General features: G+C 39.9%; 16 protein-coding genes and 2 pseudogenes. 1 reads left to right on the forward strand and 17 read right to left on the reverse strand.

Annotated elements, in window-relative coordinates; all coding sequences use genetic code 11:
• Positions 1-58 precede the first annotated feature (58 nt).
• The 3 genes and pseudogenes from BGM26_RS21955 to BGM26_RS12930 form a co-directional block, all read right to left on the reverse strand.
• Positions 59-628, reverse strand: a pseudogene (locus BGM26_RS21955) (methyl-accepting chemotaxis protein); the annotation flags it as partial.
• A 937-nt stretch (positions 629-1,565) separates the two neighbouring features.
• Positions 1,566-2,999, reverse strand: coding sequence for a PH domain-containing protein (locus tag BGM26_RS12925; protein WP_367949307.1), 1,434 nt, complete (start codon positions 2,997-2,999; stop codon positions 1,566-1,568).
• The gene (locus BGM26_RS12930; RefSeq protein WP_217040203.1) at positions 2,989-3,468 is read right to left on the reverse strand and encodes a PH domain-containing protein; all 480 of its coding nucleotides are present in this window, start codon (positions 3,466-3,468) and stop codon (positions 2,989-2,991) included. The genes BGM26_RS12925 and BGM26_RS12930 overlap by 11 nt, the downstream gene beginning before the upstream one ends.
• Before the next feature lie 342 nt (positions 3,469-3,810).
• Between BGM26_RS12930 and BGM26_RS12935 the strand changes: the two genes are divergently transcribed.
• Positions 3,811-4,221, forward strand: a complete 411-nt coding sequence (locus BGM26_RS12935; RefSeq protein WP_217040204.1) for a VOC family protein — start codon at positions 3,811-3,813, stop codon at positions 4,219-4,221.
• A 50-nt stretch (positions 4,222-4,271) separates the two neighbouring features.
• On the opposite strand, the gene cshA is transcribed toward BGM26_RS12935, so the two are convergent.
• The 14 genes and pseudogenes from cshA to gucD form a co-directional block, all read right to left on the reverse strand.
• A complete protein-coding gene (gene cshA, locus BGM26_RS12940) occupies positions 4,272-5,735 on the reverse strand; it encodes a degradosome RNA helicase CshA (protein ID WP_254119272.1) in 1,464 nt (487 codons plus the stop codon).
• 240 nt (positions 5,736-5,975) lie between these two features.
• Positions 5,976-7,349 (reverse strand): UDP-N-acetylmuramoyl-tripeptide--D-alanyl-D-alanine ligase, encoded by a 1,374-nt coding sequence (locus BGM26_RS12945; protein WP_217040206.1) that lies wholly within the window; start codon positions 7,347-7,349, stop codon positions 5,976-5,978.
• A 351-nt stretch (positions 7,350-7,700) separates the two neighbouring features.
• Positions 7,701-8,777, reverse strand: coding sequence for a D-alanine--D-alanine ligase (locus BGM26_RS12950; RefSeq protein WP_217040207.1), 1,077 nt, complete (start codon positions 8,775-8,777; stop codon positions 7,701-7,703).
• 246 nt (positions 8,778-9,023) lie between these two features.
• A pseudogene (locus BGM26_RS12955) lies at positions 9,024-9,476 on the reverse strand (SulP family inorganic anion transporter); the annotation flags it as partial.
• The gene (locus BGM26_RS21700) at positions 9,469-9,594 is read right to left on the reverse strand and encodes a hypothetical protein (RefSeq protein WP_302053230.1); all 126 of its coding nucleotides are present in this window, start codon (positions 9,592-9,594) and stop codon (positions 9,469-9,471) included. The pseudogene BGM26_RS12955 and the gene BGM26_RS21700, both read right to left, overlap by 8 nt.
• Positions 9,595-9,850: 256 nt before the next feature.
• Positions 9,851-10,564 (reverse strand): bifunctional 4-hydroxy-2-oxoglutarate aldolase/2-dehydro-3-deoxy-phosphogluconate aldolase, encoded by a 714-nt coding sequence (locus BGM26_RS12960; protein ID WP_217040208.1) that lies wholly within the window; start codon positions 10,562-10,564, stop codon positions 9,851-9,853.
• A gap of 14 nt (positions 10,565-10,578) precedes the next feature.
• The gene (locus BGM26_RS12965) at positions 10,579-11,544 is read right to left on the reverse strand and encodes a sugar kinase (protein WP_217040209.1); all 966 of its coding nucleotides are present in this window, start codon (positions 11,542-11,544) and stop codon (positions 10,579-10,581) included.
• 49 nt (positions 11,545-11,593) lie between these two features.
• The gene (locus BGM26_RS12970; RefSeq protein ID WP_217040210.1) at positions 11,594-12,877 is read right to left on the reverse strand and encodes a TRAP transporter large permease; all 1,284 of its coding nucleotides are present in this window, start codon (positions 12,875-12,877) and stop codon (positions 11,594-11,596) included.
• A 4-nt stretch (positions 12,878-12,881) separates the two neighbouring features.
• Positions 12,882-13,397: a TRAP transporter small permease gene (locus BGM26_RS12975; RefSeq protein ID WP_217040211.1), complete on the reverse strand. Its 516-nt coding sequence runs from the start codon at positions 13,395-13,397 to the stop codon at positions 12,882-12,884.
• Positions 13,398-13,472: 75 nt separating this feature from the next.
• Complete coding sequence (locus BGM26_RS12980; RefSeq protein WP_217040212.1) at positions 13,473-14,432, reverse strand: C-terminal binding protein; 960 nt, start codon at positions 14,430-14,432, stop codon at positions 13,473-13,475.
• Between the two features lie 271 nt (positions 14,433-14,703).
• Positions 14,704-15,654 (reverse strand): U32 family peptidase, encoded by a 951-nt coding sequence (locus BGM26_RS12985; protein ID WP_217040213.1) that lies wholly within the window; start codon positions 15,652-15,654, stop codon positions 14,704-14,706.
• The gene (locus BGM26_RS12990; protein ID WP_217040214.1) at positions 15,651-16,562 is read right to left on the reverse strand and encodes a dihydrodipicolinate synthase family protein; all 912 of its coding nucleotides are present in this window, start codon (positions 16,560-16,562) and stop codon (positions 15,651-15,653) included. Before BGM26_RS12990 ends, BGM26_RS12985 begins: the two co-directional genes overlap by 4 nt.
• Positions 16,563-16,589: 27 nt before the next feature.
• The gene (dgoD, locus tag BGM26_RS12995) at positions 16,590-17,738 is read right to left on the reverse strand and encodes a galactonate dehydratase (protein WP_217040215.1); all 1,149 of its coding nucleotides are present in this window, start codon (positions 17,736-17,738) and stop codon (positions 16,590-16,592) included.
• Positions 17,739-17,813: 75 nt separating this feature from the next.
• Positions 17,814-19,280 (reverse strand): alpha-ketoglutaric semialdehyde dehydrogenase GucD, encoded by a 1,467-nt coding sequence (gucD, locus tag BGM26_RS13000; protein WP_217040216.1) that lies wholly within the window; start codon positions 19,278-19,280, stop codon positions 17,814-17,816.
• Positions 19,281-19,362: the final 82 nt, after the last annotated feature.

Below are 19,362 nucleotides of genomic sequence, written 5' to 3' on the forward strand. Positions count from 1 at the left end.
AAAAAAAAGGGGCTTTTTACTCGCCTCTTTTCCCTTTACTTCAATTTAATTATTACTTTTATTGCACCGTTGTGAGTGCTTTATTTCCCAAATTTCTTAGTTCCGCTATTTGCTTTATTCCATCTTCTAATTTCTCATCGACAACACTTGCGTCGTTTATATGCTTTAATATCATTTCGTTTGCTGCATCGAAAGTTGACTTTGTCTCTTTTATTTCACTGATTACATCATTCGAGAAATCCCGTTGCTCTTTGATTGTATCGATCACTTCTTTTACTTCGGATTGCACTTCATTGATCACAGTTAAAATATAATCAATTTTGCTTGTCGTGTCTGTGCTTAATTGAATCCCATTTTCGATTAAACCCGTACTCATTTGTGTCGATTGTAAAGAATCATCAATATCTTTTTGAATATTTTGCGTCAGGACACTTATATTATGAGTGCTTTCAGCTGTATTTTCCGCTAACTTCCGAACTTCTTCAGCAACGACCGCAAAGCCTTTTCCGTGTTCACCAGCCCTTGCTGCCTCGATGGAAGCATTGAGAGCCAATAAATTGGTTTGATCAGCGATTTCTTTTATCACTTTAACGATCATTTCAATTTCTTTTGATCTTTCATTCAACTGATTCATTTTGACAGACGTTTCTGACAATTGCTCGCCTAGCTTCGCAATGAGCCCCTCTACTTTACTTACAGAGTCTCTTCCTTCTTCTGATATTTTGACCATATCAACCGTTGATTCAATTAATTTTTGACCTTTCTCGTGCAGACCAAGGGATTTTTCGTAAGACATCTTACTAATGACATTCACTTTGTCAAAGCGTTCCATGATTTTGCTAACTAAATTTGCTAGAATATCATGTTGCCCATTTACCATTTCGTGCTGTTCGATTGCACTTGTTAACTCAGTATTAAAGCTTTCAATAAACTCGTTAAGATATTCTTCATCTTGTTGGGCCTTTTCAAAAATAGTCTTCAAGCGATTTTGCAATTCTGAATTCTCTTCTAGTAGCTGAATATTCTTTTTTCGACTCGTAAACATAATAAATCCCTCCAGTGTTAAACATATTCAATCCAACTTCTGCTGAATAAAGTTGAATATTTTACCAATAACCTTATATTAATAATAGGCCTAAGCCTTGCACTCCTTTACTTAGCGTAGTGCATATCACTCAAAGTTTGTCATCTAATCATTTTCCATCTTTCTTTCCTCTTCCAAGATGAATAGAAGGATGGATTAATCGAGAAAACTAGTACCTTATTACTATCGGTTATAATATTCATTTTTTAATTAGTTGACGGAGAAACGGTTATATTTTTAGGCTGTTTTTGTAAACTTTGTTACTATTTAACCAAAATGTGGTCTAGTTGATTTCCGCTCCAGGAGTTCGCTTTCCGCGGGGCAGGCGGTGAGCCTCCTCGGCGCCTTGCGCCTGTGGGGTCTCACCTGTCCCGCATCTCCCGCAGGAGTCTCGCACCTTCCGCTCCAATCAACTTTATACAAAACGTGTTTAAAAACAACAATCATTTAGAAAACAGCCTATTATAAAAAAACAAGTATATTATTTTGTATAGGAATACCATTCATACAGGGCGTATACTTCCTCCTTTTCCAAATCAACAACCGTCCCGCCCGTTCCTCCAGAACCGGACATGACTACTGCAGTAATGGTAGCCAGCTCCTTTCTGCTTTGAAAAAAGCTTTCCTGAATACTAAGCGATTGAATGCGACTCTTTTTCATAAGAACAGTATTTTTTATTAACGTGCGGTATCTCAAGGTTAGTTGCTGGTTATTCATCATCCAACCTGCATCTTTAAATTTTAAATAGGACAAGATTGCTGAAGGGATAAGTAGAAGTAAGGCTAAATACCCCCACGGCCTGAAAAAAAGGACAGGAACTGCGATCACCGGCAATACCATTATGGTCCCTCTTAATAAATATCTCTTCAACACTCTTTTCGGTGCTGGAAAAACGGCAGTCTCTAAGGAATAATCCATTAAATACGGTGATAATACCTCGGCAATTCGGTTCTTTTTAATTATCGGCAAAATCATCACGCGCGCACTTTCATTATTTTGTGCTGATCCCCCTGCACTTTCTATGAAAACAGTACTAAGCCCTAAAGGCTGTCTTATAAGGTTTTCACTAACTCGAATCGCTTGTATCCGATGTAAAGGAAGAGTAAGCTGCCGTTTCTCTAATAACCCACTTGAAATAATTAAGTCATCCCCTATTTTCTTTACAGTGAAGCCCGCATATCTTACCATCGTTCCAACCAAAGCAATCACCCATGCAATCAAAAACCCTATAAATACAAGGATACTAATAAAAATGACCCCGTTAGAGATAAATCCCTGCAAACCACTGAAGACTCTTTCATACGGAATGAGTTCTTCGAATTGAAAAACAAAGGCAAAAACTGCTGATAGAACGACACCTGCCCCACCAGAGGTTGAGGCTAGAAGCAAAAGCTCTCCGGGAGAAATTTTATAAAGAAAGTCTTCAGGAACTTCTTTTTCCGGTGGCTCTCCACCAATATCCCGATCTGCATTTTTAGCAGAGAATAGCGTTTGCTGAATAAAGTTTGCCTCGTCTTTCGAAATAGCAGTTAACACAGCTTCAGCTTCTCCCATTCCACTGGAACCTGCTGTTTCAACCTTCATCCTTACAAGACCAAATGGGCGCTGCAGGACACCTTCCGATAAATCGAGACTTTGAATTCTTTCAAATGGGATGTATCTTTTCTTTCGAATAAAAACACCATATTCTATCCGGAGCTCCCCTTCTTCCAAACGATAGGAGTATCTTAACCAGGAGAGGATTCCGGTAGCTAAAACAATAACAATGACTCCAACTGAAATAAGCAGCTGAAAAAGGCCATTCTTGCTGCCAAATACAACAAAAACGAGAAATGGGATCATTAATTCTTTAAATTGTTTTAAACAGTTAACAACCGCTGAGATTGGATGAAGCCTTTTCGGTTCAGACATCATTATCGGCCACCCTCGCTAGATTAGAGATGAAAAACCGGAGCTCCTCCGCTTCTGTCACATCTAGTGCCGGTATCTCATGGATCGTTGCCGCAGTCGACACAGTTACAGTCGCTAACCGGTATTTTCGCAAAACAGGACCTTGCCTCGTATCAACATGCTGAACTCTAATCATCGGGACAAGCGTCCTCTTAATAACAAAAACACCATGCTGCAGCTCAATTTCATTCTCCCGTACTTCATAGCGCCAACGTTTCCATTTCATTGTAGGAATAATCATGACAAATAAGTATGTATAAATGGCAAATATCATTAGAGCAGCACCAATAATCCAAATAGGCCAACTAAAGATCACGGTTAATACAATTGCTCCTCCTACTAAAATCAAAGGAATCAATGAATGGATGGCACCGGAAATTCGCCAAACCGTTAAGCCTCTAGTTGATATTCTTTTTTGTGGTTCTCTAACCATGTGGTACCTCCTGAAATTCCTAGTAATAATGACCCTAATTATACATGACATAAAGTGAAACTTCACCCAATGAAAGATTTACCACAATACGATACAAATGATTATGTATGCATTTTCGCAAAAGAAGTAATTGGTTTCAGTGAGTCAGGCTTCCTTATGTTAAAATCAATTGGTTGATATTTATCAAATTTAAAAAATATTCAGAAATAAAACATTTGTTCTTGTATCGTGATTAAGATCTCTTTATAATGGGAAATATGGTAAAGGAAAAAATAGAGGAGGATTAGTAAATATGACGGAATATTATTATGAAGTTAATCTTAATATAAAGGGGTCTTTACTATGAAAAATCAAGCTACACCCTATCTTACGTTTAACGGTAATGCCAGGGAAGCACTTGAGTACTATAAAGAAATTTTTGAAGGTGAAATATTCGGGATACAAACCTTTGGCGAGGCAGATTTTCCAACTCCTCCGGAAGCAGATGACAAAGTGATGCACGCTGAATTTAAAAAAGATAATCTATTTCTTATGGTATCCGATGCTTTTCTAAGTGACTCGGTTCAAGCTGGTAATAATATTTCATTAGCACTTGAACTAGAAAGCGAAGAAGAAATTCAAAAATTATATGCTCGATTAAGTCAAAAAGGCACAGTATTGATGGAGTTACAGGATACTTTCTGGGGAGCAAAGTATGCAAAAGTAAAAGATGCTTATGACGTGATATGGGATCTTAATTTCACAAAAGCCTAAATTAGTTTGTAAATTTACAAAGAAGAGAGCACCTGAGCGCTCTCTTCATCTTATCGGTAATGATTAGAATTGGTTTTATTGCTTTGTCCATGGCGTTTTCCCGTATGATTCTGGCGAGACTTTGCCGGTGCCATTTGTCTTCCTTTTTGACCATAAGCTTTGCTGCGATCCTCCGGTCTTCTATCTCTTTTTGAAGGCATCGGCTTTTCCTCAGTAAGCTTGACAGGCGTTGTATCAGGCTCTTTCGTTAACATTTTTAATACAGCCTGTACAATTGTTGTTGCATCTTGTTGTTCTAACAGTTCTTCTGCTGCTTGCTTATAATATTGCAGATTATTCGATTCCACTGATTGCAAAATCCGTTCAATAACCGCTTTTTGCTGGCCTTCAAGGGCTTCATCCAAAGTTGGCGGATTCATTTTGTCCATTTTTCTTTTGGTCGTTCTTTCGACGACATGTAAATAGGATTTTTCGCGTGGAGTAATAAAAGTCATAGCCATTCCTGTTTTTCCAGCTCGGCCTGTACGGCCAATTCGGTGAACATAGCTTTCAGGATCTTGCGGAATATCAAAATTATATACATGCGTAACGCCGGAAATATCTAAACCACGGGCGGCGACATCCGTCGCGACAAGGATATCGATGGAGCCTTCCTTAAATTTCCGTAAAACAGAAATACGTTTGGCTTGGCTTAAGTCTCCGTGGATTCCTTCTGCCGTATAGCCTCTTAAGTTCAACGCTTCTGCCAGTTCATCTACTCTTCGTTTTGTCCGTCCGAAAATAATGGCAAGCTCTGGTGACTGAATATCAAGAAGCCTCGTCAAGACGTCAAATTTACTCTTTTCCTGAACTTCCACATAATACTGTTCAATTAGCGGCACAGTGACTTCTTTTGTTTTCACACGTACTACCTGTGGATCCTTCATAAATCGCTCAGCCATTCTTCGGATTGGACCAGGCATCGTAGCTGAGAATAATAACGTTTGTCTTTCTACCGGAATTTGGGCTAGAATCGCTTCAATATCATCAATGAATCCCATATTCAGCATTTCATCTGCCTCATCAAGTATCGCCGTATGAACATTTTCAAGACGAAGTGTTTTACGGTTAATATGGTCTAAAATCCGTCCAGGTGTACCGACGATAATGTGCGGACGATTCTTTAAAGCACGAATTTGGCGGTTAATATCTTGTCCACCATAAATAGCGAGCACCCTCGTTCTTTTCCCATAACCGATTTTATATAACTCTTCGGAAACTTGAATAGCAAGCTCACGAGTTGGTGCAATGACAATTCCTTGAATGACATCTTTTTCATAATCGATTTTGTCGATCATTGGAATGCCGAACGCAGCCGTTTTTCCCGTACCTGTTTGAGCCTGTCCGATCATATCTTTATTTTCTAAGCTTAAAGGGATGGTTTGTGCTTGGATGGGTGTTGCTTCTTCAAAACCCATTCTCTTAATAGACTTCATCGTCTCAGGGCTAATGCCTAAATCTTGAAACTTTGTCAATGTGTTCATTCTCCTTCTAAAACAACTGAAAATATTGGTCTACATCTCTATTGAACAATTCGCGGAAAACTTGAGTTTCCGCATTCTGTTTAGTACGGAACGAAAGTGAAAAAAAGACATTCTCCAACTGGAGTATGTCCGGGTTTTAAAAGAAATTTCACTTGCTATTTTGATGTTAATTTTAACATTTTCAATGCATGATTGCAATGTACGCGGTTGACAAAGAACCTTATCAGCCGCTTATTGAAGTGCGGAGACGACTTCTTCAAGCTTCATGCCTCTCGAAGCTTTCACCAATATAATCGTTTCTTCATTTACGCGCTTTTGCAGTTCCTCAATGAGATTCTGCTTATCTGTAAAAGCAAAGACCCGGTCAGCAGGCAGCCTTGTTTCGGCACCTTTGGCAATCCATTCGCTAAGACTACCAAATGTAAAGACAAAATCAATTTTTTCTGCATCGATGGATTCACCCATTTTCCGATGAAAATGCTCTTCTTCTGGTCCTAATTCAAGCATGTCGCCAAGAACGAGAATCTTATTTTTATACCCAGGAAGATTGGAAATCAGTTCAATCGCCGCGTACATGGAGGTTGGGCTTGCATTATAAGCATCGTTGATAATTTTTTCACCTTTTTTACCTTGCAGCAGCTCAGTCCGCATATTTGTTAGCTTTAGTCCCGAAAAACCATCATTCATTCTATCAAACGGAATCCCAAAATAGTCGGCAACCGTCATAGCTGACAATGCATTTAATACGTTATGGATTCCTAATACCGGCAGAAAGAACTCGGAATTTGCAGCATTGATTTTAAAACAGCTTCCACTGTCACTCTGTTTCATTTCTATAGGAAATAAGTCGTTTTTCTCACTTCTGCCAAATCTTTTTATCATCTTATTGCCTTTATCATTTCTTAGCTTGTCATTTAGAAGTGGTTCGTCCCCATAATAAACGAGTATGCCGTTTTCCTCGAGCCCGTTAACAATCTCTAATTTGGCCTCTGCAATCCCCTCTCTAGATCCTAAATCAAGAAGATGGGATTCTCCAATATTTGTAATGATAACAGCTTCCGGGCGCGAAAGGCGAGTAAGGAAGTCAATTTCACCCTTGCTGCTCATACCCATTTCGAGGACAGCAATTTCTGTGTCCTCCTCCAAACCAAGTATGGTCAATGGGAGACCGATTTCATTGTTGAAATTTCCTTCCGTTTTCTGAACCTTATATTGAACAGAAAGCAAATTGGCGGTCATGTCTTTCGTTGTCGTTTTGCCGTTGCTGCCGGTAATCCCGACAACTCTGACACTCAGTTTATTTCGGTAATTTCTTGCCAACTCTTGTAAGGCAATCAAAGGATCTTCTACTATTAATATGGGTAAATGAAGCGGGGGATTCGGCACATCTTTTTGCCAAAAAGCCGCCGATGCGCCTTTTTTAATCGCATCTTCCACAAATCGGTGTCCATCAGAATTCTCGCCTTTAAAAGGAACGAACAAATTCCCCGCGGTGATTTTTCTAGAATCAATGCTCACACCGCTTATCACTATATCTTTAAATTCCGATATATCATTCTCAATTTTAATCATTCCTGTAATTTCTTGAAGAGTTTTAGTTATCATAGGCTACCTCCTTTAAAATTGGCATAACACATAGCTTGGCTTTTACCCATGATGCGTTATCTTATCTTTAGGCTCTTTTCGCATATATTGTTGTTTTTCGCCTTGAAATTTTGCCCGTTGATTTCCGCTGCGGGCACTTGCTTTCCGCGGGGAGGGACGGGAGCCTCCTCGGCGTTACCGCCTGTGGGGTCTCCCGTTCCCTCTAATTTCCCGCTGGAGTCAAGTGCCCTCCGCTCCAATCAACTCAGATTATTATATAAAATCATATTTAAACAAAAGCAACAAAGTTTACGAAAATAGTCTTTCTTTATGTAGGATGGAAACACGGCTTTCATGCCGTGTTCCTTGCTGTTACATTGTATATTTAATATGCTGCTTTTCTGCGTGTCTTTCAATTGCAAGATTAACTAGGCGTTCAATTAGTTGTGGGTATTCCACTCCAGTATGTTTCCAGAGTAAAGGGAACATACTGAATGGCGTGAAACCAGGCATTGTATTGATTTCGTTAATATAGAATTTTCCTTCCCTCGTTAAAAAGAAATCAGCTCTTACAAGCCCTGAACAATCAAGCGCCTTATACGCTCGTATAGCCATTTCCTTTAATGCACCGTATTCCGCCTCTGAAATTTCAGCTGGGATAATTAAAGCAGTTTCTCCATCCTCATATTTTGCCTTATAATCATAAAAGTCCATTTTCGGTACAATCTCTCCGGCAACTGAGCATTCTGGGTGGTCATTGCCAAGAACACCAGCTTCAATTTCTCTTGCCGTTACGCCTTCTTCTATAATAATCTTTCGGTCAAATTGAAAAGCATCAACAAATGCTTTCTCTAATTGAGAGCGGTTTGTACACTTACTTATTCCAACACTCGAACCAAGGTTTGCCGGTTTAACAAAACAAGGGTACCCAAGCTCATTTTCCACTTTTTCATATGCTAAATCCTTGGATTTCTCCCATTCACTGCGGATAAACCAGTTATACTTTACTTGTGGTAGGCCTGCTTGCGCAAAGATATTCTTCATAATGACTTTATCCATTCCCGCTGAGGAAGCAAGGACACCGTTCCCAACATAAGGAAGATTTAGGAGCTCTAATAAGCCCTGAACTGTGCCGTCTTCCCCATTTGGTCCGTGCAATAATGGGAAAATAACATCAAAAGATTCATTATTTTCAGCAGCCTGAAATAAATTCGGAGCTAATGCCGTTTGCGACAATGCCTCTCCGTTTGAAAATGCCAGTTCATTCACGTGAGAAACAGGGCCTGTTAACTGCTGCCCTTTAATCCACTGCCCATCTTCAGATATATAAATAGGATGAATTTCAAATTTCTCTAGATCCAACGCTCCTATAACTGCCATTGCTGTCTGCATAGATACTTTATGTTCTGCGGATTTTCCGCCATACAATAGTCCAACTTTAGTTTTCATTAATTAAATGAACCTCCATTCTTGGGTTACACTAACCTATTTTACCACTTAATAAAATAAGAGAGGGAGTAATTAAGGTGTGATTTTTCAGGAATTTTTTTCATTTGTTTGCCCATATTTTTATTTATATGAAGAAGACTAGTTGATTGAAACTTCTTTTATTCTCTGTTTCTTGAGAAATGGGGAAGCTTATTTAAAAAAATGTGATCTTTCACCTGAAAAATTATTTTTAAAAAAGCTAAATATTTTCAGACCTTTAATGGAAGTCCAGTCAAACGTTCCAATTGAAACCATGATCATAACACCAACTAACGCAGCCATTGGGATTTGCACAACGATGTTTCCTAAGACAAGGATCAGAAACATTAAGAATGTCCCAGCAACCAATGCAGAAAGCCTTCCTCTTTCACCAGATTTCACATTGATAACGGATTGACCGATCATCGCACATCCGGCCATCCCGCCGAATAGACCGGCAACGATATTTGCGATTCCCTGACCACGGCTTTCCTTGTTTTTGTCACTCGCTGTATCGGTCCTATCATTGACAATGGATGATGTCAGCAATGTCTCGAGCAAACCAACAATCGCCAGCGCAATTGAATATGGGAAAATGATTTTAAACGTTTCAAGGTTAAATGGAACATCTGGAATTAAAAATGTAGGCAATGTAGAGGTTAACGCCCCCATATCACCAACTAGCAATAATGGAGAAAGCAATCGCTTCCGGAATAAGAGCTAACGCCACAACAATTCCTGACAGGATGTCCCCCTTAATATTGCCAAACCATTGTTCTTTTGTTGTTAAAACTTTCAAAGGAATCCCCCTGTATCATTATTTAATATGACTTTGAACCCTCCTCAAAGTCAGGGCCGATAAAAACAAGAAAAAGCATACCATATGATCATAGAATTACAATGTTATAAGAAAACGGTTCAATCGATTAAAATGGCTCATTTTCTTTTATTAACTCTTATTTGCTAAGCAGAATAAAAAAACTCCGTAATATTCGCTCCATTATTAGGGAAACAAAATGAAAAAGCCTCGGTTAATATACCGAGGCTTTACATTACTACTTAATAACGGTGGGATTTGAGTGTTTTCCTGCATCTCCTAAATAGGGTCTTTTATTTTTCTGTTCCTCAAGTCGGGCTCTTTTGATTGAGGCGGTAAATTTACTTGCAATGTCTGTTAATACTTCATATCTACCTTCTGCAATTGCCTGTTTGTTGAGCAGTGTTCCGCCTACACCAACAGCTACTGCTCCATTTCTAACAAATTGTTCAACATTATCTAAAGAAACACCTCCAGTTGGCATCATAGGAATATGGCCAAGAGGTCCTTTTAATTCTTTTAAGTAGTTCGGTCCTAACGAGTTCCCAGGGAAAATTTTCAGAATATCCGCACCGGCCTGATAGGCCTTTACGATTTCAGTTGGTGTCATCGCACCCGGAATAGAAATTTTCCCATAACTGTTCGTCATTTCTATTGTTTTTTCATCGACGATTGGGGAGAAAATAAAGTCTGAACCTGCTTCAATCGCCGTTTTTGCAGTTTCTGCATCAAGTACGGTTCCAGCACCAACAAGTACCTGCTGACCGAATTCTTGCTTAATTTGTTCAATCATACGAAAAACACCCGGCGTTTCAACCGTAATTTCAAGTGCTCCAACTCCACCATTTACTAGAGCTTCTGCAATGAAAGCAATCTGTTCAGCTTTTGGTCTTCGGATAACTGCTACTAAACCCGAATCAACCAATCTATGAATATTCATTAATTTTTCCATATCCAAACCCTCTCTTACCTTTTTACATCCTGAGCGTTTGAATCCCCCTGCATCAATTGCTCAACTTCGCTCCTGTATGGAAGACCTTCAACATCTCCATTCGCTCCAACAACAATTGCCCCAATAGCATTACCCCGCCTTACAGCTTCGTTGATTGGTTCATTACGCAAAATACCACTGATAACACCTGCTGCGAATCCGTCGCCTGCTCCTACCGGATCGACCATTTCTGAAACAGGGAAGCCTTTAACATATCCTTGTTCGACTCCTGTATAATAATAAGCACCCTTTTCACCAAGCTTTATAATAATGATCTTGTCCTTTTGCGGAGATAAAAACTCCGCAATTTCTTCTGGAGTTGTTTTGCCCGTGATAAATTGTCCTTCGTCTAACCCAGGAAGAATGACATCCGCTTCATTTGCCATTTGAATTAATACTTCTCTTGCTTCTTCTTGGCTCCACAGTTTAAAACGAATATTTGGATCAAAGCTAATTTTGACTTGATGTTTTTTCGCAATATCAATTGCTCTAAAGACAGTTTGGCGGCTAGATTCACTTAATGCAGGCGTTATTCCTGTTAAATGAAGCATTTTTGCATTAGCGATGTATTCTTCATCTATCTCATCAGGGGTGATTAAACTTGCTGCGGAATTCTTACGATAATAATAAACTTGCATATTGGTTGCCGATTTTTTCTCTTTGAAGAAAATACCTGTTAGCGCCTCGTCTGTAAACAGGCAGCGCGTGGTATCGACCCCTTCACCACGAACAAAATTGTGGACATATCTTCCAAATGGGTCATTCCCAAGCTTACTGAACCAGCCTACTGTATGGCCTAATCTTTGCAACCCAATCGCCACGTTTGATTCTGCCCCACCGATTTGCTTAAAAAATTTATGATTATATTCTAGTGGAAGCATTTGCTCAGGATTAAATAAAACCATTGTTTCGCCAAATGTTACTACATCTAGCTGTTTCAATTTCTTTCCCTCCAAGCACAAGTCAAAGTTGTCATTGCTATAGACGAATCTATTTTGCGAATAGATTTGGAATGACTAGAGAGATCCATGGAACAAATAACATAATGATTAAACCAACAATCAGGATACCTACGAACGGCAAGATGGCTTTTGCTACCTTTTCAATAGACAGCCCGGTAATTCCTGATGCTACAAAGAGATTAACTCCAAGCGGTGGTGTCATCATTCCAATTTCTGCTCCGACAATCAGTAGCATCCCAAAATGGATTGGATTCACACCTAATTGCTCTAGTACAGGCAAGAATAATGGTGCAAGGATGATAATAATAGACAACGTTTCCATAAACGTTCCTACAAATAAAATGAGTACCGTGATTAATAGTAGAACAACATATTTATTTTCAGAAACTCCTAATATTAAGTCTGCCAATTGATTTGGAACCTGATACATCGATACAAGCTTACCGAAGGCAGTAGCTGTTCCGAGAATAATCATTACGGTTCCAGTCATCATCGCAGAAGATATTAGAATCTTCGGTATATCTTTCCACTTTAATTCTTTATACACATACAAGCCAACAATTAATCCATAGACAACCGCAATAACCGCCGATTCCGTTGGAGTAAATGCACCGCTATATATACCGCCAAGAATAATTACCGGCGCCATTAAAGCCCAGAAAGCATCCTTTGATGTTTTAGCAAATCTAGCAAAAGTAAACTTTTGTCCTGTCCCAACATAGCCTCTTTTTTTGGAAATAAGATAGACTACTAGAATCATTAAGAGTGCTAAGAAAATACCAGGAACGAATCCTGCTAAGAACATATCCCCAATCGAAACACCTGTGACGACACCATAAATAATCATTGGAATCGATGGAGGGATAACAATCCCTAAACCTCCACCAGATCCAGCTACTGCAGAAGCAAACTCTTTACTATATCCTCTAGCAACCATCGCCGGAATCATAATTGATCCGATCGCAGCAACAGTCGCAGGGCTGGAACCAGAGATAGCGGCAAAGATGGAACAGGCAACAATTGTTACAATCCCAAACCCGCCGGTAATATTCCCCATCATTTCTTGTGCAACGTTAATAATCCTTTTTGATAGACCGCCTGTTTCCATTAAGGCACCAGCTAAAATGAAGAATGGAACAGCCATAATCGGGAATGAATCAACCGCTGTAAAGGATTGCTGAGCTATAAATGACGCCGGAATTCCCCCTACTAGCAATGCTGAGACTGTTGCAATTCCCATAGAGAAAGCGATTGGCACTCCAATGATTAAACAAATAATTAATACTAATCCTAATACCAATGGTGCTGACATCATATCACCCCTCTATTGCTCTCTTTAATTTTTCTTCATCGGATAAATCATCATCACCTCGGAAGCGACCAATAATACCTTGTAATACACGTAATGCTATCAAACCATAACCGAAAGGAATAATGGTATAAACAAGCCACATTGGCAAATGAACGGCTGGTGAAAGCTGTTTATGTCCCATCATCTTTACGACAATCTCATATCCGTAAAAAGCAACGAAAACAGCAAAGGCTACCCATAATAAATCCGACAAGAGCCCAAACCACTTTGAAATAAACCGCGGAAAGATTGTATCAATAATTTCAACTCGAATATGACGGCGGTGCTTGGCAGCCATGGCGGCAGAAATGTATATTAACCATACAAAGAAATAACGCGAGATTTCCTCTGACCATCCGAGAGAAAAGTTAAAAACAAAGCGTGATAAAACCTGTATAAATGTTAGAATAACCATTGCTGAAAACAAAACAGCGACGACTGACTCCTCAAAGTAACGATCAATTTTTTTAAATAGCGACATTATTTTCCCTCCTTAAAAAGAACAATTACCATCCCTGGTGTTAATACATAAAGATTAAATGAGTGCTTTTTTTCTTTATGTTAAAGCGTAAGGAGTCTTTTCCCCACTTAATACTTGAACGATATTTAATGCCGCTTTCTTTCTTAATTCCACCATGGCCTCCTCAGAATACCAAGCACTGTGTGGTGTAATAATGACATTTTCCATTTTCAATAAAGGACTGCTGCTGTTTATCGGTTCTTCTTCGGCTACATCTATGGCAGCTCCCGCGATCATTCCTTTTGATAAAGCATCTGCAAGGGCTGCTTCGTCGATTATTGGACCACGGGCAGTATTGATAATAACAGCATTTTTTTTCATTTGGCTCAGTCGCTCTTCATTAATTAAATGGAATGTATCCTTAACTAAGGGGACATGAACAGATAGAAAGTCTGATATACGGATAATCTCATCCAGCTCCATCTTCACGACACCAACTTCCTTCATCTCCTCTGCCGAAACAAAAGGATCATAAGCTGCTGTCTTGAAACCAAGCGGTTTCACTTTTTCGATGAAGCGGCGTGGAATTCTCCCGAAACCTAGTACACCTACTGTTTGCTCGTTGAAGCGATGAATGGGCACCCCTGCTTTAAAATCCCAATTTCCCTGCTTTACTTGATTGTTCAGCAAAGTTACTTTTCGTGCCCATGATAATAGAAGGGCCAGTGCATGGTTCGAAACTTCCTCCATCCCATAATCAGGAACATTTGCAACGGTAATGCCTTTTTCTTGTGCTGAATCTAAATCAATTGTATTAACACCCACCCCATAGCGGGAAATGACTTTACAATTCTCCAGGGATTCAATAACCCTTCGTGATATAGGTGCATATTGATTTAGAATGGCATGGGCATCTTTTGCATATTCGATAACCTCTTCTTCTGTTTTACACTGTGCCTTTACAAAATCCACCTTAATATCTGCCTCATTAAAAATTTTCTCTTCGTAAGTTAAATGTTCAAATTCATAATCTGTAAGCAGTACTTTAAATGTCATAATTGAAACCTCATTTCAAAAGGATAGGCTCTGTTAATCTTGCCTGTTGATTTCCGCTCCAGGCACTCGCTTTCCGCGGGCGGTCCGGGAGCCTCCTCGGCGCTATCGCGCCTGCGGGGTCTCCCTTTGACTCGCATTCCCGCAGGAGTCTCGCGCCTTCCGCCGCAATCAACAAAGTGCCAAAATCAACAGTGTGCTTTAATACAGTATAAGGATAGAAAATTCCTGAGATAGAAGCGTTACAGCTTATCCCAGGAACCTTGCTCTCGAACTAGCTTCCTAAAGATACTGTGCTAACTTTCGGAATACCGAGCCCTTTAGCACCTAGTTTTGATGTTTTTGCTTCTGGGCAATAGCGCTCGATCATTTGAATGCCAAGTGAAGCACGGCGAACCCGCTCCTGAACAAGTGAAATATTTGTACTCTCCCACTGCTTCCCAGACGGATATACATCAGGATGATTGCGTAACCCAAATTTAATGTAAACGGGCGCTAAGACACGAATGATTTCCGGAATTTCATAATAGCGCAGGAAACCGCCAAAATTGTCAGGAACCTCAACATATAAATCAATTGGTATATCAATTGATTGGCGAATAGATGCTAGTTTCGACAATGTAAGTGCTGTTGGAACGTTATAAGTATCTGCACCAAGGTCTTGCATTAGCTTGACAGAAACCGGGTTAGCCGAACCCATTTGCACGGATACTTTTACGACAAAGTCTTCCGGCAATTGCCCATGCTTTTTCATTTCTTTCGTTAGCATCAAAAGGCCTTCATCAGCCACTAATGCACCTCTTAGTCCTAGCTTGGCTCCTCTTTTTAAATCTTCCATTGCATAGACGAGCTGATCGGCGCCCTCATGGCGCAATGCAATCGATTTTCCGCCACTCGTTAATGGCTGAGCACTGATATCCCATGTACCCCGCGGTCCAACAAACAAACTGAGTTCCATCCCCCTTTCTGCAGTCAGATTACACATCTCAAGAATTTCCTCATCTGTTTGAAGCATTATTCCGCTTCCTTGAGAAATACGGTGAATCGTCAGGCCATAACGATCAATTTCTTTCAACGTTTCTTTTAATGCAACCGGCCCTTCCACACTCGGGATTTCAATCCGGTACTGTGCCCCGTCTGGAAATGTTTTCTTTGAAGTAGGAAGTTCTCTTAAGTCCGTGGATGGGTAGCCAAGTTTCTCTAGTAACTCTCGAGATTCTTTCACTTTGGTATTCCTTCTTTCATCTCTATTATTTTTAAAAGCGAAGCTACTTTCATTGGCAGATCTTCAGGATATACATCAAACGGTGCCCGGTGCCCTGTCTTTTCACTAAACCACCTCTGGTGCACTCCTTCTTTCATAGGCATAAAGAAGGATGGGCAAATCGAATAGATTTCCATTAATTCCGATAATTTTTTGTGTAGCCTTTCTGCCTCAGCTAGATTGCCCTTCTGATATTCTTCATACAAATGAACAGAAATCTCCGGGGCAAATACAGCACTGCCATTAATACTTCCTGCAGCACCAATCATTTGTGCCGGTAATAAATGCTCATCAAAAGCTGAAAAGACCATAAAGTCACTTCGTAATTTTGTTACTTCCGAAATCATTTGCCGAATATGGCTAATTTCACTTACTGTTTCCTTAATACCACAAATATTCCGATAATTTAGAGCCAATTTTTTGACCAATTCTACTGAAATGGACTGCCCGGTAAATGCAGGAATATTATATAAAAGAATAGGTAAATTCGTATTTTCAGCAATGTTTGAAAAAAAGCGATATAACTGCTCCTCCGAGAGATGCCAATAATATGGATTGACCGCTAGCACTCCATCAGCCCCTTGTTCCTCGGCATAGGAGCATAATTCTAACACCTCTTTTAACGCAGTGTGGCCGATTCCTACTAATACAGGGACACGCTTATTAACGTATTTAATCATTTCCCTTACATACAATTTCCGCTCTTCCATTGTTAAAGAGGAGAATTCGCCCGAACTTCCCATCAACAAAATGCCATGAACTTTATGTTGAAGCAGTTCTTCAAGATACCTTCGATTCAAATTTAGATCGAGATTTCCACATTCATCAAATAAGGTAACAACAGGGGGGATTATGCCATGAAACTTCATCCGCCTTCTCTTCCCTTCCGTTTTGATTTACCACTCCGCAATACTTCCGTCCTCATGTCGCCAAATTGGATTTTTCCAATTATGGCCGATTTGGGCAGCTTCCTTTACTTTCTCTTCATCCATTTCTATTCCTAATCCTGGTAACTCTGGGATATTGACATATCCGTTTTCATATTTAAAAACTTCAGGATTCTTGATGTAATCAAGAATATCCATGCCTTCGTTATAGTGAATACCAAGGCTTTGCTCTTGTATAATAAAGTTTGGTGTGCAAGCATCGAGATGAAGAGAAGAAGCCAACGTCATCGGTCCAAGTGGACAGTGCGGGGCAACGGCAACATCATATGCTTCGGCCATTGCTGCAATTTTCTTTCCTTCTAATATTCCACCTGCATGTGATAAATCAGGCTGAATGATATCCACATATCCATCCGCAAGCAGCTGTTTGAAACCCCAGCGTGTATACATTCTTTCCCCCGTTGCAATTGGGCAAGTTGTATATCTGGCAATCTCTCGTAATGCTTCATTATTCTCAGGCAGAACTGGCTCCTCAATAAACATTGGCCTATACGGCTCGAGTTCCTTTACCAACGTTTTTGCCATAGTTTTATGAATGCGGCCATGAAAATCAACACCAATGCCAAAGTCTTTTCCAACGGCTTCCCGAATAGAAGCAACTCGTTCAATAACTTGTTCAACTTTTGAAAAGCTATCAATATAATTCATTTCTTCAGATGCATTCATTTTAATGGCCAAAAAGCCTTGATCTTGCTTTTCCTTAGCAGCAGCAACTACATCTTGCGGCCGATCGCCCCCTACCCAGGAGTAGACCTTAATTTTCTTACGGGCTTTTCCACCAAGCATTTCATATACTGGAACTTGAAAGTACTTCCCCTTAATATCCCAAAGAGCTTGCTCAATTCCGGAAATAGCACTCATTAATATAGGACCGCCACGATAAAATCCACCGCGATAAAGTGTTTGCCAAATATCCTCGATGTCATTTGGATTTTTCCCGATCAGATAATCTGACAATTCATTCACACATGCTTTAACTGTTTCAGCTCGTCCTTCTACAACTGGCTCGCCCCACCCCGATATTCCCTCGTCTGTTTCGATTTTAACAAACAGCCAGCGTGGTGGAACTTTATATAGAGTAAGCTTTGTAATTTTCAACGCTTCACCTCATTGATAAATATTGAAAAATTTCGAGAGTTCCCTAAAATAGGCACCTCACTGCCGTTTATTAAATTATCCTTTAATAAATACAGTTTTAATAGCTGTGTAAAATTCCTTTGCTGCTTCCCCTTGTTCTCTCGCCCCAGTACTTGATGCTTTCATGCCTCCGAATGGTGCTTGAAGTTCAACTCCAGCGCTTTCAGCATTAATTCTGACAAGCCCTGCATCCATTTCATCAATGAATTCAAGCAAAGAGTCAATCCTTGAAGTAAAGATCGATGCACTCAGTCCATATTTTGTACTATTGGCGATTTCAATTGCTTGATCCAGGTTTTCTGCTTTGATTAGTCCAATGACTGGCCCAAAGATTTCCTCCTGAGCAATAGCCATTTCCGGCTGCACATCTTCAAAAATAGTTGGCGACACATAAAAACCTTTATCGAACTCTTCACCAGCCAACTGCTCTCCCCCATAAATGAGAGAAGCTCCCTCTTCTTTCCCAATTTCAATATATTTTTTCACTGTATTTAGTTGGCTTTCACTTGCACATGGGCCCATCCATATTCCTTCTTTTAAGCCATCCCCAACAGTAATTTTTTTTGTTTCCTGAATCAATTTTTCTTTAAAAGCATCGTAAATTTCTGTTTCGACAATCACACGGCTTGATGCTGTACATTTTTGGCCTGTAGAACGAAAGCCGCCGCTGATAACCGCTTCTACTGCCTTATCCAAGTCAGCATCTTTTGTTACAATAACAGGGTTCTTTCCTCCCATTTCTAATTGAAACTTGATTCCCCTATTTGCTGCTGATTTTGCTACTCCTTCTCCTACGCTTTCAGAACCAGTAAATGTAATTCCATTTAACAGCGGGTGATCAATTAAAGCTTGACCAATCACTGAACCAGAACCCGTAACAAAATTGAGTACGCCTTCCGGAAATCCTGCTTTGGCGAAGCAGCTTACTACTTTCGCAGCCGTTACAGCACCCTCAGTAGCAGGTTTTAAGACAACAGTATTTCCATAAACAAGGGCCGGTGCAATTTTCCAAATAGGAATAGCCACAGGAAAATTCCATGGAGTGATTACGCCTACTACGCCTAATGGTGCACGTTTAGTAAACATAAGGGCATCCTTATCAGAAGAAGGAATTACGTCCCCATCCTTCCTCATTCCTTCACCGGCATAATAACGAAGAATAGCCACACCGCGAGCTGTTTCGCCTTTTGCTTCGGGAAGTGTTTTGCCCATTTCTCTTGTCATTGTTTCAGCAATATCCTCTAAGTTCTCTTCGATAATATTAGCTACTTTATATAACAATTGACCCCGTGCCGCTTGTCCAAGTTTTCGCCAAGATTTTTTCGCCTGGTGAGCAGCCTGTACCGCTTTTTCTAAATCTTCCTTCGTAGAATTTTGAACATAACCGACCACTTCTGCTTTATTCGCAGGACTAATGCTCTTAATTGTTTCCCGGGATTCTGATTCTACCCACTCATTATTGATAAAGTTATTAAAAGTTTTTTCTTTAGATGCCGTTTGCAAGATCTATTCTCTCCTTTTTATTAGGCTGTTTTCGCATATATTGTTGTTTTAGCCTTCAAAGTTTGCCCGTTGATTTCCGCTG

The sequence above is a fragment of the Bacillus sp. FJAT-29790 genome (assembly GCF_019039215.1).
Lineage (GTDB): Bacteria > Bacillota > Bacilli > Bacillales > Cytobacillaceae > Cytobacillus.

What these genes read in the sequence shown, in the direction of transcription:
- BGM26_RS12925 (WP_367949307.1), bottom strand. Translation starts at nt 2,999, where the DNA reads ATGATGTCTGAACCGAAAAGGCTTCATCCAATCTCAGCGGTTGTTAAC.
- BGM26_RS12930 (WP_217040203.1), bottom strand. Translation starts at nt 3,468, where the DNA reads ATGGTTAGAGAACCACAAAAAAGAATATCAACTAGAGGCTTAACGGTT.
- BGM26_RS12935 (WP_217040204.1), top strand. Translation starts at nt 3,811, where the DNA reads ATGAAAAATCAAGCTACACCCTATCTTACGTTTAACGGTAATGCCAGG.
- BGM26_RS12945 (WP_217040206.1), bottom strand. Translation starts at nt 7,349, where the DNA reads ATGATAACTAAAACTCTTCAAGAAATTACAGGAATGATTAAAATTGAG.
- BGM26_RS12950 (WP_217040207.1), bottom strand. Translation starts at nt 8,777, where the DNA reads ATGAAAACTAAAGTTGGACTATTGTATGGCGGAAAATCCGCAGAACAT.
- BGM26_RS12960 (WP_217040208.1), bottom strand. Translation starts at nt 10,564, where the DNA reads ATGGAAAAATTAATGAATATTCATAGATTGGTTGATTCGGGTTTAGTA.
- BGM26_RS12970 (WP_217040210.1), bottom strand. Translation starts at nt 12,877, where the DNA reads ATGTCAGCACCATTGGTATTAGGATTAGTATTAATTATTTGTTTAATC.
- BGM26_RS12975 (WP_217040211.1), bottom strand. Translation starts at nt 13,397, where the DNA reads ATGTCGCTATTTAAAAAAATTGATCGTTACTTTGAGGAGTCAGTCGTC.
- BGM26_RS12980 (WP_217040212.1), bottom strand. Translation starts at nt 14,432, where the DNA reads ATGACATTTAAAGTACTGCTTACAGATTATGAATTTGAACATTTAACT.
- BGM26_RS12990 (WP_217040214.1), bottom strand. Translation starts at nt 16,562, where the DNA reads ATGAAGTTTCATGGCATAATCCCCCCTGTTGTTACCTTATTTGATGAA.